General features: G+C 67.6%; 17 protein-coding genes. 7 read left to right on the forward strand and 10 right to left on the reverse strand.

Translation table 11 applies throughout. The features are described from left to right. Positions 1 to 121 precede the first annotated feature (121 nt). Complete coding sequence (locus ACIPXZ_RS05365) at positions 122 to 784, reverse strand: hypothetical protein (protein ID WP_400591116.1); 663 nt, start codon at positions 782 to 784, stop codon at positions 122 to 124. A 133-nt stretch (positions 785 to 917) separates the two neighbouring features. On the opposite strand from ACIPXZ_RS05365, the gene ACIPXZ_RS05370 reads away from it, so the two are divergent. After that, positions 918 to 1814, forward strand: coding sequence for a hypothetical protein (locus ACIPXZ_RS05370; protein ID WP_400591118.1), 897 nt, complete (start codon positions 918 to 920; stop codon positions 1812 to 1814). Here the strand turns inward: ACIPXZ_RS05370 and ACIPXZ_RS05375 are convergent. Further along, the gene (locus ACIPXZ_RS05375; protein WP_400591120.1) at positions 1767 to 2501 is read right to left on the reverse strand and encodes a TetR/AcrR family transcriptional regulator; all 735 of its coding nucleotides are present in this window, start codon (positions 2499 to 2501) and stop codon (positions 1767 to 1769) included. The two genes, ACIPXZ_RS05370 and ACIPXZ_RS05375, sit on opposite strands and share 48 nt — an antisense overlap. 132 nt (positions 2502 to 2633) lie before the next feature. On the opposite strand from ACIPXZ_RS05375, the gene ACIPXZ_RS05380 reads away from it, so the two are divergent. Then, positions 2634 to 3581 (forward strand): NAD-dependent epimerase/dehydratase family protein, encoded by a 948-nt coding sequence (locus tag ACIPXZ_RS05380; protein WP_400591122.1) that lies wholly within the window; start codon positions 2634 to 2636, stop codon positions 3579 to 3581. 24 nt (positions 3582 to 3605) lie between these two features. Here ACIPXZ_RS05380 and ACIPXZ_RS05385 read toward each other — a convergent pair whose 3' ends face one another. Both ACIPXZ_RS05385 and ACIPXZ_RS05390 read right to left on the reverse strand, forming a co-directional pair. Continuing rightward, positions 3606 to 4094: a VOC family protein gene (locus ACIPXZ_RS05385; RefSeq protein ID WP_400591124.1), complete on the reverse strand. Its 489-nt coding sequence runs from the start codon at positions 4092 to 4094 to the stop codon at positions 3606 to 3608. 5 nt (positions 4095 to 4099) lie between these two features. Further along, positions 4100 to 4576, reverse strand: a complete 477-nt coding sequence (locus tag ACIPXZ_RS05390) for a VOC family protein (protein WP_400591126.1) — start codon at positions 4574 to 4576, stop codon at positions 4100 to 4102. 222 nt (positions 4577 to 4798) lie between these two features. Here ACIPXZ_RS05390 and ACIPXZ_RS05395 point away from each other — a divergent pair, with 222 nt between their 5' ends. Further along, on the forward strand, positions 4799 to 5383 hold the full coding sequence (locus ACIPXZ_RS05395) for an NADPH-dependent FMN reductase (RefSeq protein ID WP_400591128.1): 585 nt from the start codon (positions 4799 to 4801) through the stop codon (positions 5381 to 5383). Positions 5384 to 5504: 121 nt separating this feature from the next. On the opposite strand, the gene ACIPXZ_RS05400 is transcribed toward ACIPXZ_RS05395, so the two are convergent. From ACIPXZ_RS05400 to ACIPXZ_RS05410, 3 genes are all read right to left on the reverse strand, one after another. Next, a complete protein-coding gene (locus tag ACIPXZ_RS05400) occupies positions 5505 to 6809 on the reverse strand; it encodes a hypothetical protein (protein WP_400591130.1) in 1305 nt (434 codons plus the stop codon). Then, positions 6806 to 7498: an ATP-binding cassette domain-containing protein gene (locus ACIPXZ_RS05405; protein ID WP_400591132.1), complete on the reverse strand. Its 693-nt coding sequence runs from the start codon at positions 7496 to 7498 to the stop codon at positions 6806 to 6808. Before ACIPXZ_RS05405 ends, ACIPXZ_RS05400 begins: the two co-directional genes overlap by 4 nt. A gap of 82 nt (positions 7499 to 7580) precedes the next feature. Then, on the reverse strand, positions 7581 to 7883 hold the full coding sequence (locus ACIPXZ_RS05410; RefSeq protein WP_400591133.1) for a DUF4193 domain-containing protein: 303 nt from the start codon (positions 7881 to 7883) through the stop codon (positions 7581 to 7583). 152 nt (positions 7884 to 8035) lie between these two features. Between ACIPXZ_RS05410 and ACIPXZ_RS05415 the strand changes: the two genes are divergently transcribed. Continuing rightward, entirely contained in the window at positions 8036 to 8851 is an 816-nt protein-coding gene (locus ACIPXZ_RS05415; protein WP_400591135.1) for a class I SAM-dependent methyltransferase, read from the forward strand. Between the two features lie 16 nt (positions 8852 to 8867). On the opposite strand, the gene ACIPXZ_RS05420 is transcribed toward ACIPXZ_RS05415, so the two are convergent. Then, positions 8868 to 10058 carry a hypothetical protein gene (locus tag ACIPXZ_RS05420; protein ID WP_400591137.1) on the reverse strand — a complete coding sequence of 397 codons (1191 nt, stop codon included), beginning with the start codon at positions 10056 to 10058 and terminating at the stop codon, positions 8868 to 8870. Between the two features lie 131 nt (positions 10059 to 10189). Between ACIPXZ_RS05420 and ACIPXZ_RS05425 the strand changes: the two genes are divergently transcribed. Continuing rightward, a complete protein-coding gene (locus ACIPXZ_RS05425) occupies positions 10190 to 10813 on the forward strand; it encodes a LysE family transporter (protein WP_400591139.1) in 624 nt (207 codons plus the stop codon). Between the two features lie 119 nt (positions 10814 to 10932). Here ACIPXZ_RS05425 and ACIPXZ_RS05430 read toward each other — a convergent pair whose 3' ends face one another. Together ACIPXZ_RS05430 and ACIPXZ_RS05435 are read right to left on the reverse strand one after the other, a co-directional pair. After that, entirely contained in the window at positions 10933 to 11334 is a 402-nt protein-coding gene (locus ACIPXZ_RS05430) for an MmcQ/YjbR family DNA-binding protein (protein WP_400591141.1), read from the reverse strand. A 1-nt stretch (position 11335) separates the two neighbouring features. Continuing rightward, positions 11336 to 11470 carry a hypothetical protein gene (locus tag ACIPXZ_RS05435; protein ID WP_400591143.1) on the reverse strand — a complete coding sequence of 45 codons (135 nt, stop codon included), beginning with the start codon at positions 11468 to 11470 and terminating at the stop codon, positions 11336 to 11338. A gap of 154 nt (positions 11471 to 11624) precedes the next feature. On the opposite strand from ACIPXZ_RS05435, the gene ACIPXZ_RS05440 reads away from it, so the two are divergent. Together ACIPXZ_RS05440 and ACIPXZ_RS05445 are read left to right on the forward strand one after the other, a co-directional pair. Next, entirely contained in the window at positions 11625 to 12080 is a 456-nt protein-coding gene (locus ACIPXZ_RS05440; protein ID WP_400591145.1) for a MarR family winged helix-turn-helix transcriptional regulator, read from the forward strand. A 56-nt stretch (positions 12081 to 12136) separates the two neighbouring features. Continuing rightward, positions 12137 to 12712, forward strand: a complete 576-nt coding sequence (locus ACIPXZ_RS05445) for an isochorismatase family protein (protein ID WP_400591147.1) — start codon at positions 12137 to 12139, stop codon at positions 12710 to 12712. The last annotated feature ends 3 nt before the right edge of the window (positions 12713 to 12715 follow it).

The raw sequence follows: 12715 nt of genomic DNA on the forward strand, positions 1-12715 counted from the left end.
GTTTGTTGCGGAGGCCGGGTGGGGTTGGGCCCCCCGCCGGGGGTGGTGACCGTTTCCGCCCCCTGTTTCGGTTTGGGCCCCCCAATTGGGGCGCACAAACCGAAACAGGGCGCGGAAACGGTCACCACCCCGGGCGGCGGCCCGAACCCCACCCGGCATCCGCAACTACGGACACGTTCCCGTACTCCAGGGTCATCCTGAAGAGCACTTCGGGCAGGTCTTCGGACCGGATCGTGGAGATGGCCGCCCTGATGCGCTCTGCGGCGCGGTCCATGTCGGCGTCGTTCTCCATCTCGGCCGAGATCCCGTAATCGATGCCGGCCCCGGCGAGAGCACTGAACTCGCCGGACAAAGCATCCGACTCTCCGCCCCTCCGGGACGGTTCGTCCGGGGCATGATCCCCCGCCACAGCCTCATCCCACAGACGACGCAGCACCGGCGACACGCCTTCACGGTCAGGATGCGACGGCCAGGTCTGCGCCGGGATCACCCGGTGGACCAATTCGGGAGAACGCGGCCGCGCCTCCGAACGGCCATCACCGTCGACCGCCCACAGGCCCCAGACCTGGAAACCCGGCCCATCCGGGACATGCCCCCGATACGTGGCCAGACCCGGCCGCCCCGAACGGGGGTAGACGAACTCCGCCCAGGCGGTGATCGGCGAACCGATATCAGTCTCCAAGCTGATACGGTCATCGATCATCCAGCCATACATCTCACCGTCCGTGTAGGTGGGCACCAGTCCTTCGGTTCTCCACTCCAGCACGATTTCCGACACGAGCATCACTTCCCCTCGATTGCTTTGCTCAAGCCCCCTCCTGAACGATCTTCAGGGGTTCTGGCCGAAAGCGCCATCATTTGAGCCTGTCTGCTCATAGTCCGAACAGAATTTGGGCCGACGGGGCTACTGTTGGGTCATGGATTCCCGGCCGGCAGCAGAGCACTCCGCCGCCGCACGGCTGGACACCAGCGCCCTGACAGAACCGCTGGCCGCCTCGGAGCTCCCGAGTCCTTCTCGCTCGACGTCCGCCCGGAGCATGCTCGCCCTGATGTTCACTTTCCTGGCAGCAGGGGCCGGAGCCACATGGCGGTTTTTCCCCTTGGACCCCGACGGCGGGCCTCGCGCCACTCTCGGCTGGCTCGCGATCGGTCTTGTCCTGGCGGCGTTCTGCTTCTGGCTGGCCCGCGCCGTCGCCGGGAAGGACCGCGCACGGAACGAGCTGCGGCATCGCCTTTCGCGCTTCCTCGCGACGAATCGGCGCACGCTGCTGCTCGACGTGCCGGATCCGCACGTACCAGGGGAGCTCTTCACCCAGGGGGCCGGGCGCGTCGCCACCGAGCTGGTCCGCTGGACAGCCCACGGGCCGGCAGAACTCGCGAACTATCGTTTCGCAGTGCGTCGCGGAAAAGCGAGCAGGGTCTTCAACGGTGGATATCTGGCGGTCAGGACCCTCGCTCCGCTCCCGGACCTGTTCCTGGAGCCGGCCCGCCCCAAAGGCGTGATCCGGAGACAGCGGCTCCGTCCGCCGACGTCCTTCCGCCCGGTCCCGATCAACAGTCCCGAAGGCCGCACCTACACCCTCTGGTCCGAGCCTGGGCAGGCATCGGACGTTGCCGCCGCCCTCACCCCTGAGTTGCTGAGCCTCCTGGGGCGCCGGGCAGCGGATCTGGAGATCGTCGCCCGGACCGCCGTCGTCTATTCCGCTTCCCCGCTTGTCACGGCCGATCCCGCGCTATGGGCCTGGATCGATGACATCGTCGCGGAGCTACAGACCCACGAGCCCGGCGAGCGTTCCCATCTGATGCCCGAATAGTTCTTCGGCAGCCGGGAAAGTGCCCGGCCCATACTGTCCGAACACCTCGAAGCTGACCGCACCGAACACCGACGTCCAGAGCAGCACACCGCGAGCCATCAGCTCATCGGGGAGTTCCAGACCCAGCTCTTGACGCACCACGGCAAGATTGGCGGCCAGCGCATCCGGAACGACGACGGCGTTCGGCAGGGGCGCCAGGGCCGCGGCGTGCTGGGCGTCGTCGAGGAGCCGCACCAGGCGCATGATCACCCGGGTTCCCGGCTCAGTGGTCCGCTCACCCGGAGCGCGGTATCCGGGTACCGGGCTGCCGAAAAGGAGCGCATAGCATGCGGGCTCGCGCACGGCCCAGGCTCGGACGGCCCCTGTCAGCGCGAGAAACCGGCCGCGGTAGTCCTCCGGGGGCATGGCGTCGACGGCCGCATCCACGGCGTCGCCGAGCTCGTTGTACGCATCGATCAGAAGCAGCGTCAGCAGCTCATCGCGGCTCTCCACGTAGCGGTACACGGCGGAGGACACCACCCCGAGATCCCGCGCGACGGCGCGCAGCGACAGCGCCGCCGCCCCGTGTTCGGCCAGGTGACGCCTGCCCAGGCTGATGATGTCCGCGATGGTCTGCGCCCTGGCCCTCTCCCGGGGGCCTTTGGGCCGGGCAGGAGACGGCTGAGCGGTCGAATCGGCGGCAGGCATGGCTCCATGGTGCCGAGTCGCGAGAGCGGTGTCAACATTTGAGAGCAGTGCTCTTGACATCTCAACGATGGGACGTCATTCTGGTTTTAGAGAGCAGTGCTCTCGTTTTCATCTCGAACTCAGGAGAACCTCATGTCCCCGGAAACCACCCCCGCGTTCCTCGTCACCGGCGCCGGCCCGATCGGCTCCACCATCGCCACCCAACTCGCCGCACAAGGAACAGCCGTCACACTCCTCACCCGTTCCGGCAGCGGACCGGAACACCCCCTGATCCACCGGGTCAAGGCCGACGCCGGCGATCCGGCCCAGCTCGCAGCCCACTTGGACGGCGTCCGGGCCGTGTTCCATTGCGTCCACGGCAGCGCCTACACCGAACGCGCCTGGCGGGCCGAACTGCCCCAGGCCGAGCGCACCGTCCTCGACGCGGCGGCCAACGCGGGCGCCGTCGTCGTCTTCCCTGAGAGCTTGTACTCCTACAGCGAGCCTCAGCGCCCGATGCGGGAAGACAGCCCCCGCGAGGCACGGGGCGGCAAGCGGGGAGTCCGCACCGAATTGCTGGCGGCCCGCGCGGCTCATCCAGCCCACACGGTGAGCGTGGTCGGCAGCGACTACTTCGGCCCCAGGGCGCTCAACGCCCACGCCGGAGAGCGGATGGTTCCGCTGGTTCTGGAAGGGAAGACGGTCCGAGTGATCGGTTCAGCGGACCAGCCGCATTCCTGGACGTACGTTCCTGACTTCGCGGCAGCGATGATCGCCGCCGCCCTGAACGAATCACTCTGGGACCGGGTACTGCACGCTCCCACCGGCCCTGCCCGGACGCAACGCCAGATGGCGCAGGCCTTCGCGAGTGCCGCCGGCCGGCCGGCGCCCAAGGTCGCGGTCCTGCCCCGCTGGCTCATGAAGGGCCTCGGAACGGTCATGGAATCCATCCGGGAACTGAACGAACTCGACTACCAGTTCACGGCACCGTTCGTGATGGACTCCAGCGCCAGCGAGGCCCTGCTCGGTTTCGGCCCCACCCCACTGGACCGGGCCGCCCGGGAGACCGTCAGCTGGTGGCAGGAACGCACGGCTGCCTGAGCCGTGAGCGACGGCCGGCGGGGCTCACTCTCCGCGGAAGGCCACCTCCATCGCAGCGATATCGATCCTGGTCATCCCGGCGAGCGCCTCCATGGCCCGGAGGGCGGCAGCCTGATCGTCCGACGCCGTCATCGCATCCACCACGGTCGGAACCACCTGCCAGGACACCCCGAAACGGTCTTTCAGCCAGCCGCACGGCTGCTCGATGCCGCCATCGGCGCGAAGCCGGTCCCAGTAGTAGTCCGTCTCCTCCTGGTCCTTCGTGATGATGACGAAGGAGACACCCTCGCTCGGGCTGAACATGGGTCCGCCATTGAGCGTCTGGAAAGGAACACCGTCCAGGGTGAAGTCGGCCGTGAGCGCGGTGCCCGGAGGGAACGGCGCAGGGAACGGAGAGTCCTCCAGGACCCAGGTGGTCACGCCGCGCTGGGAGTCCGGGAAGACGGCGACATAGAAATCCGCGGCCTCCTCCGCCTGGCCATTGAGCCAGATGCAGTTCTTGAGGGCGGGCATGGTCCTCACTCCCCCCGGTACGCGGCCTCAAGCGCCGCGATGTCGAACTTCTGCATGCCCATGAAGGCCTGCATGGCGCGGCCGACACCCTCGGCGTCGTCGCCGCTCATGATGCTGCCGAGCGCCTGCGGGACCACCTGCCAGGACACCCCGAAGCGATCCTTGAGCCAACCGCATTGGCCCTCCTGGCCGCCGTCGGCCGTGAGTTTGTCCCAGTAGTAGTCCACCTCGGCCTGATCTGCGCAGCTGATGGAGAAGGACACCGACTCGTTGAAGGTGAATTGCGGGCCGCCGTTGAGCCCCTGGAAGGGGGCGTCATTGAGCTGGAACTCCACGGTCAGGGCGGTGCCGGAGGGGAAGGGTGCGCCCTCCCCATAGCGTGAGACGGCGCTGATGGAGGAGTTGGGGAAGACGGAGACGTAGAACTCGGCGGCGGCCTCGGCCTGACCGTTGAACCAGAGGCAATTGGTGATACTGGGCATGATCGTCCTCTCGCGAGTCCGGGGCGCCCGGGACGGGGCCGGGCGCGGCAGCCCGGGCTCTCCCTTCTCAGAGTAGTGGCCGGGAGTCCCGCTGTCTGCGGCCGTTTTCGGAAGACCGGCGCACGACGTCAGGACGCGTTGGCTCTGGACTGCCGGGCGCGGCGGGCCTAGCGTGGCACTGGGGGACTCGACGGGGGACCATTCGTTCGGAAAGGACACGCAATGCCGTACTCAGTTGGCGTTCTGGTGGGCTCGCTTTCATCCACCTCGATCAACCGGAAACTCGCCGAAGCGCTCCAGAAACTGGCGCCTGAGGACCTGGTTCTGGAAGAGATCCCCATCAAAGATCTCCCGCTCTACAGCCAGGACTACGATCAGACCTTCCCACCGGTCGCCCGGGACTTCAAGGCCCGGATCGAGGCGTCCGACGCCCTCATCTTCGTCACTCCGGAGTACAACCGATCCGTGCCGGGCGCGCTGAAGAACGCCATCGACTGGGCCTCCCGCCCCTGGGGCAGCAATTCCTTCGCGAAGAAGCCTTCCGCAGTCACCGGCGCATCCCCGGGCAACATCTCGACCGCCGTGGCACAGCAGCACCTGCGCAGCATCCTCTCCTTCGTGAACTCCCCGGAGCTTGCGAGCCCGGAGGCGTACATCCACTTCACTCCGGATCTCATCGACGACGACGGAAACGTCACCAATGAGAGCACCGCCGAGTTCCTGCGGGGCTGGCTGGAGTCCTTCGCGGTGTTCGTCAGCCGGGTCACTTCCGCCCTGGGAGACGGCCAGCACGAGCGCCGGGGCTGAATTCCGGTTCCCTCCTTGATCCCTTCTGGATCGATTGCTGCGTAAAGGTCGTTTTGAGCCCTCATAACGACCTTTACGCAGCAATCGATGAGGTGTGCCCGGCGCGATGCTAGACCTGTCACTAGACCTGTCGGGCCAGCGCCCCGAAACGGACCAGCGCCAGCACTCCGAGCACCACGAGCAAGGTTCCGGTCACCGAGGACAGGGCGAACGTCCCGCCCGCCCACAGGACCCACACCGCCGGAATCACGGGGCGCAGCAGCCACAGCACCATGAACATGGCCGTCGCGTCGCCCACGGGTGTACTCACCGGCGTCAGGAATTGCGCGGGCAACCCGGCGACGCCCAGCGTCGCACAGCGCAACAGGATCGCACCAGCCGCCATTGCGAGGAACCCCCACGCCTGCCCCGGCGCGGCGATCACGGCGGGCAACGCCGTCGCCAGCAGGACGACGGCGGCCGGGAACAGCAGCTGAGCCAGCAGCCGGGACGCGGCACTCTGCGGAACGACGACGTCGAACCCCACAGTGTCCGAGATGTCGCCGAGCGCGCCGCTCAGCCGCCCCATGGCCGCTTGAGCGGCGAGCAGCACCACCGCCAGGCCAGCCGGGCCCGCGCTCCAGAGCGAGGCCAGCACCGTCACGGCCACCAGCAGCGCCACGGAGAGCAGCACCCTCCACGGGTCCTGCCGGGCGTAGCGCAGATCGATCGCCACCGCTCGCCGCAGCAGGCCCCTCGGCAGACGTCTGGCGGTGCGCGGGCCACGCCGCGGCACCGCTCCGGCCAAGGCACGCCCGTCGCCGATCAGCACTCCGGCCAGAGCCGTGTCCCGGATGGTGGTCAGCTCCTCCAGGCGCGGCACATCGAGCCCGCCGCGCCGCGTCTGTTTCCAGGACGCCAGCAGGGCCGCTCCGAGGCCTCCGAGCAGACCCAGCACCGCGGCCACGAGAAAGGGGGTGGCCCCATCGGGACGCCCGTTGCCCTGCCACCACGCCACCGACGGGAGAAAGCCGAGCACAAGGGCCCCTGCGACGATGGCCATCCGGAGGAACAGAGTTCTCGCCCGCAAGGTGGCGCCGATGCCGAACGGGCCGGCCACCAGATAGTGGATCTCCTCAGCCGAGGTCCAGACCGGGCCGAGGTAGCGCGGGGAGAAGGCCGCAGCGACCACCAGGAACGCTTCCAGCACCCCGGTCAGCGCCCCAGCCCCCTCCATGGGAACCCCCGCGAGCAGCGGCGAGACCAGAAGCACCACCGACCACCACCCGGGTGCGAGGACGAACCCTGCCAGCAGGGCCGCCAAATACCAGGGGTACCACCGGTCCTGGGAGCCCGAACCACGCAGGAGCCCCCTCACCTGGGCGAGTTCCTGTCGTGCGTTCCGCGCGCCGGGTGCCGCGTGGCCGGTGGCCGCCTCGGAACTCACGTGTCCTGGCCCGGTTCCGCCTCGGGTTCGTCCCCCGGTTCGAGGAAGGCGGGGAAACCCTCCTCGCGGCTGAGCGTCAGACGGGAGGCTCCGAGCAGGCCGGGCAACCGGTGGTCGTGCGTGGCGAGCAGGATCCCGGCCCCCTGCTCCTGACGACGGCGGATCAGATCCGCGATCACGACCCTCCGGTCCGCATCCAGTCGCTGCTCCGGCTCGTCCAGCACCAGGAGTGCGGCAGGCCGGGCCAACGCCATCACGAGCCCGATCCCCTGGCGTTCGCCCGAGGACAGCTCGTCCGGGTACTGATCCGCCAGCCGTTCCAGTTCAAGGGCCTTCAGGACGTCCGCCAGCGGGAGCGCCATTCCGCCTGAGCCGGACCAGGAGGCTTCCACCGCGTCGAGGTGTTCCGCAACGGTCAGACGAGAGTAGAAGGGCGGAGGGCCGGTCATGGCAGCAATGCCTTGGGCACCTCCGCCCAGATCCACCGTCCGCCGAAGGGTCCCCTCGCTGTGGGCCTGACGGCCCAGCACGATCCTGAGCACCGTGGTCTTCCCGGAACCGTTGGGTCCGGTCAGCGCCAGCGCCTGACCCGCGCCGAGCCGGAAGGAGACCGGGCGCACCAGCCAGCGCTCACCCAGCCGCGCACCCACCGCCTCGGCGCCGACCAGCTCTCTGCCGCCGTCGTTCATCGCGTCCTCCCCCGTCCTCGCCCGAAAGTCACGGCTTAAAAAACAGTGCCCGTGCCGCAAGCGGCACGGGCACTGGAAGTCATCAGCCTTCGCACTCCACGCAGTACACGAGTCCGTTCCTCTCGCGCGCAATCTGCGAGCGGTGGCGGACCAGGAAACAGGAGGCGCAGGTGAACTCATCCGCGCGTTCCGGGATGACCACGACGGTCAGTTCCTCATTGCTGAGGTCCACATCGGGAACATCAACACCATCCGAGGTGTCGGCCTCGTCGAGCTCGCGGACGACGCTGCGGGCGTCTCCGGAGTTGACGGATTTCAGGGCCTCCAGGGACTCGTTCTGGATCTCCGCAACATCGGATCGCACTGCATCGTAGTCGGTCGCCATGTGTGGCCTGCCTCTCCTCGCCTCACGAACGTCCAGCGGGACGTCACGGCAATGCATCATAGGGCACTAGTCAACGCTTCGCCAATCGTCTCCGGAATTTCTCCTGTCGGACTGCTATTTCCGCAGTTGAAACGCGGTAGTACCGTGTCTGCATGAGCGAGCAAGAACGCGATGACGTCTACACTCACGGGCACCACGAATCAGTGGTCCGCGCACACGCCAGCCGGACCGCACGAGAGTGCGCGGGATACCTTCTGGAACACCTGACACCGGGCGTGAGCGTGCTCGACGTCGGCTGCGGACCGGGCAGCATCACCTGCGACTTCGCGGAGCTGGTGGCACCCGCCGTGGTCACCGGCCTGGACCGCTCACCGGAGGTCGTGCAACAGGCCGCCGAGCTCGCGCATGCGCGTGGCGTGGCCAACACGGAGTTCATCTCGGGCAACATCTACGCCCTGGATCTGCCGGATGATTCCTTCGACGTGGTCCACGCTCATCAGGTTCTGCAGCATCTGGCCGATCCTGTGGCGGCACTGCGTGAGATGCGCAGGGTCGCCAAGCCGGGAGGTCTCGTGGCCGCCCGGGACGCAGACTTCCACGGGATCTTCTGGTACCCGGAGACACCGGAGCTCGACGAGTGGATGGAGATGTACCAGAGCGTCGCCCGGCACAATCAAGCCGAGCCGGACGGCGGCCGTCATCTCGTGGCCTGGGCACAGGCCGCCGGATTCACCGACGTCGCCCCGAGCAGCAGCAATTGGACCTATGCGACGGCGCAGCAGCGCCGCTGGCTGGCCCGTGTCTGGGCCGAGCGGGTGGTCCACTCCTCACTGGGTGAGCAGGCCCTCTCTTACGGTTATGCGAGCCCCGCCTCGCTGGAGCGGATCGCCGCCGGATGGCATCGCTGGGGAGAGTCCGCCGATGGCTGGCTCGTGATGCCCAACGGGGAAGTCCTGCTGCGGGCCTGAGCGGTCCGCAGCCGGTTCAGACGGCCTCCACGGGTGCCGCACCCTCCTGCTGCGGCACACTGGCCACCTGACGGATGAACAGGATGAGCCAGGTGAAGATCAAGGCGAAGGCGATCAGTTCCATCGCCGTGAGGTTGTAGTACCCGAGCGGCAGGTAGAGCAGTGCGGACACGATCACGCCCGTGACGAAGACGCCGCTCGCCACGTGGAAGGTGAATCCGAGCCCGGGGATCCACCAGGGCAGCGCGATGACGAGCACTCCGTAGGCCACGACCATGCCGGTGGCGCCCGTGTTGTGCAGGAACTCGGACTCGTCCACGGGCACCAGGCCCGCGAGCGCCAGACCGACGCCCATCAGGACCAGGCAGCCGTACACGGGCCGGAGCTTGGGGTGGAGATAGCGGTCCTGCCCGACGCCCTTCGCCCAGCCCCGGGCGCCGAACAGCCGCAGCCAGCGCTGCCCGGCCTGCTGCCGGAGCGCCTGGATCTGGGTGAAGGCGATCGCACCGGCGTCGGACTCGGAGAAGACGCGCATATCGGCCAGCACGAAGTGCGCCAGCGTGACGATGAGGACACCCGCCACCAGGAGCGTGATGTTGAAGGTGGAGGCCGTGCCCGAGCTCGCCGTGCCCAGCGCGCTGATGTTGGAGTGCCACCAATCGGGCTGGTTGGTGTTCATCATGGCGTTCAGCACGCCCATGATGAGGAACGCCGCGAGCAGGGTCGCCACACGCTCCGTGGTGAGGTGCTGCGCGTTCGTCGCGGTCAGATACGCCGCCACACCCGCGGTCATCGCCATGAGCAGCGCCGCGGCGAAGGCATCCAGCCGGAGCCCGATGAACGCCTGCTGGAAGATCGCGAAAAGCGCCACGGAACCCATGTATGCCAGTGCGGCGTGCGAAAGCGCCAGGGCGACGACGTCGAGCAGATAGAGCCATGGCGGGCGGCCGTCGGCACGCACCCGCTTGACCACCCGGGCACCGACCACGAAGGCGAATGCCGCCAGGGCCACGAACGCGTTCACGACGGCGGCGGCCACGCCGATCGAACCACTTCCGGACAGTGCAGGATGGTCACCGAAGAACACCACGAAGCCCGCCAGAAAGCCGATCACGAGGGCGCCGCCACCCGCTTGCAGCGAGCGTTCCTCCGCGGCACGCTGCGGAGTGGTCAGGTGGGTTCGGCTTCTCATCGACGGCAGTGACATGCCTCTATTCTGCCCAGTCGGCGGCGGACCGGAGCACGCTGAGCCGTCGAGTCCGGCCTCCGGCTCTTCGGTCCCGGATTCGATGAGGCCTCCCGTTCACGGCATGGCAGGCCGACGGATACGCTTGACGGGTGGATTTTTCGCTCTGGCTGGCACTCGCCACCGCTACGCTGCTGATCAGCCTCACGCCGGGCGCGGGCGCCGTGAACACCATGAGCAATGCCCTCAATGTCGGCTTCACGCGCGCGATCTGGGGCATCTTGGGCCAGCAGGCCGCCCTGGTGGTCCATGTGGTGATCGTGGCTTTGGGGCTCGGTGTCCTGGTCTCGCACTCTCCCGTGCTGTTCAACGTCATCCGCTACGCCGGCGCGGCCTATCTGATCTATCTGGGCATCCGGCAGTTCCTCGCCAAGACAGCGGAGAACGACGGCGCGCAGGAGGCCTTGGCGGGAGAGCCCGCTTGGAGCATGTTCCGGCGCGGGCTGTGGGTGAACCTCCTCAACCCGAAGGCGATCGTCTTCTTCCTCGCCTTCCTGCCGCAGTTCATCCGCCCGGAGGAACCGCTCGTGCCTCAGTACGCGGTGGTCGCGGTCACCGTGGTGCTCATCGATGTGATCGTCATGTGGTTCTGTTTCGCCCTGGCCGCGCGCTCGGTCCGGAACTTCACGCGCTCAGCCCGCGGCCAGCTGGTGCTCAACCGCAGCTTCGGGACCTTGTTCGTCGTGCTCGGCACCGGACTGGCGCTTCTGCACTGAATCTTGTTGCGGTGGGCTGAGCTTGTTGCGGTGAGCCGAGTCTGTTGCGGTGAGCTTGTCCCATCGGAGCCTGTCGTGCTGCGCCACCGCTGTGATTCTGGAGACGAGCCCGCCCGGACTCATCCGGGCCTATCAGACGAGTCCGAGGGCTCGGGCAGAGCCAGCCGTTTCGGGGCCCGGAGCATCCAGGCGTCCGTCAGAAGCTCGCGGAGCTCGTCATCCGGAAGCAGCCGGACCCTCGCCAGGACGCTGGAACTCCGCCGGTAGTGCTCCGTGATGAAGAACGCCTCCGGTTCGCTGTCCAGGAGAACCTGCCGCTCCTCCTGGCTGCCGAGCCAGAGCACGACGACGCCGGGAGACTCGTGCAGGCGCGCGAAGATCTTGCCCGCCACGTAGAAGGCGGGCATTCCGTAGCAGGGCTTCTCCGTCACCTCGGGCCAGGGCAGGGCCACAGCCCTGATCCGGTCGAGGGCGACGTCGGTGGCGCTCACCTCGTCCGATCCGCCGCCGGCCCTCCGCATGTCATTCCTCGTCCGGTCCTTCGGCCGGATCTTCGGAATGGACCCGTCCGGCGTCCTGAAGTTCTTCTTCCTCGTCACCCTCCACGGGCGCTTCACTGTGCATGCGATCCTCGTCCTCGGGCTGAATTCCCGGCATCGCTGCACCTCCCCTCGGATATGCCCCGCGGCCCTCTGCGAGCGGGACCTGCTCGTCCAGCGTAGCCCCGGCCGTTCCTCGTGGCCATGGGTCTTGGGCAGTGAAATTAGAAGTTAACTGTACAGTTTCCTTTCTATGTGCTGAAATGAGTTTCATGCCTCCCACACCGGTTCCGGATCACGACGAGCAGGCCGCGCTTGCGGCTTCGGAACTACGCAACGTCATCTCCCGTCTGGCCCGGAAGCTGCGACAACCGGATGGCCTGGGGGCTCTTTCAGGCGCCCAGAAGAATGTGCTCTCCCTTCTCGAGCGCGGCGGGCCCGAGAACATCAGCGAGCTCGCCCGACGAGAAGGCGTCAGGCCCCAGTCCATGGGCGCCACGGTCGCCTCCCTGGAGGAGGCGGGTCTCGTGCAGCGCCAACCATCCTCCGAGGACCGCCGCAAGACTCTCCTCAGCCTCACGCCGCGCGCTCACGAACTGTATGCGAACGGCCGCGCCTTCCGTCAGGACTGGCTCAAGAACGCCCTGGGCCAGGAACTCGGCTCCGAGGAACTGGCACTGATCCGCCAGGCCGTGACCCTGCTGTCCCGTATCACCCCCACAGACTGACCGCTTCACTCCCCGCTCCCCATCTCTTCCTTTTCTTCCTGCCGAAAGGACCTCTCATGCCTCTCTCCGTCATCGATCCCCAGTCCGCCCTCGTCGTCATCGACCTGCAGAACGGCATCGTGGGCCGGCTCCGCGCAGCCGGAGCAGCAGCCCTGGCCGATCAACTCGTCGGTCGCTCCAAAGACCTTGCAACGGCCTTCCGCACGCACGGCCTGCCCGTCGTTCTGGTGAACGTGGCGGGGGCTCCCGCCGGACGCACCGATGCCGAACGCCGCATGCCGGCCGAGGTTCCCGAGGACTTCTTCGCCCTCGCGGAGGGCCTGCACGAAGACCCCACGGACATCCTGGTCACGAAAAAGAGCGTGGGTGCCTTCGCCACGACCGACCTCGACGCGATCCTGCGCGAACGCGGCGTGACCCAGATCGTACTGACCGGTGTCGCCACGAGCGTCGGCGTCGAGTCGACCGCCCGTCACGCTCACGACCTCGGTTACAACGTGGTCTTCGCCGCGGATGCCATGGCAGATCTGACACCGAACGCCCACGAGTACGCCGTGACGTCCGTGTTCCCCCGCCTCGGGGAAGTCAGCTCCACCGGGGAGATCCTGGCGAAGCTGGCCGAAGGACGCTGAGCA

The organism is Arthrobacter sp. NPDC090010, from assembly GCF_044748305.1.
Lineage (GTDB): Bacteria > Actinomycetota > Actinomycetes > Actinomycetales > Micrococcaceae > Arthrobacter_E.